General features: G+C 33.5%; 1 protein-coding gene. It reads left to right on the forward strand.

Going from position 1 to position 552, the window contains the following annotated elements; all coding sequences use genetic code 11:
- Window positions 1-36 precede the first annotated feature (36 nt).
- Window positions 37-543 carry a DUF2301 domain-containing membrane protein gene (locus HMPREF0027_RS11265; protein ID WP_014991995.1) on the forward strand — a complete coding sequence of 169 codons (507 nt, stop codon included), beginning with the start codon at window positions 37-39 and terminating at the stop codon, window positions 541-543.
- The last annotated feature ends 9 nt before the right edge of the window (window positions 544-552 follow it).

Raw genomic sequence — 552 nt, forward strand, 5'->3', positions numbered from 1 at the left:
AAAATTGACCGCTTGTTATTTATAAAAGGAGTAAAAATGGCTGATCCTCATATTCAATCACCTATGGATTTTTGGGATTATTTAACGGTAATTCTATATCGAACAGGTTTTGTGATTGCGACAATAATGTTGCTGCTATTACCTTATCATTTGCAATTGGCACAAAAAGGCTTACTGATTGCCGGTGTGCTGCTTGCTTCCTCTTTACATCTCTATTTAAAAACTTTCCGTTTTCTGTTTCAATTTGCGGTATGGATTGGATTATTGTGCTATATTTTCAACCTACCGTTGATGGCATTGGGTGCAATGTTATTTACCATCGGCGGCTTAAGTTACAAAGAGTATTTTTGCTTTAGAGTATTCGGCTTAAATTTTCAGCCTATTTTAATGGCAGTACTTTGGTTATCGATCGTTTTTGAGCAAAATATATTATTACAACTATTCAGTATTGTTTGTGGTCTATTGTTGCTTATATTAAGTATTCAAAAATGGCGAATGCCGTTACATTTTGATATTGGTGATAAAACCAAGTATCAAATATAAAATTAGGGG

The organism is Actinobacillus ureae ATCC 25976 (genome assembly GCF_000188255.1).
Classification (GTDB): Bacteria; Pseudomonadota; Gammaproteobacteria; order Enterobacterales; family Pasteurellaceae; genus Actinobacillus; species Actinobacillus ureae.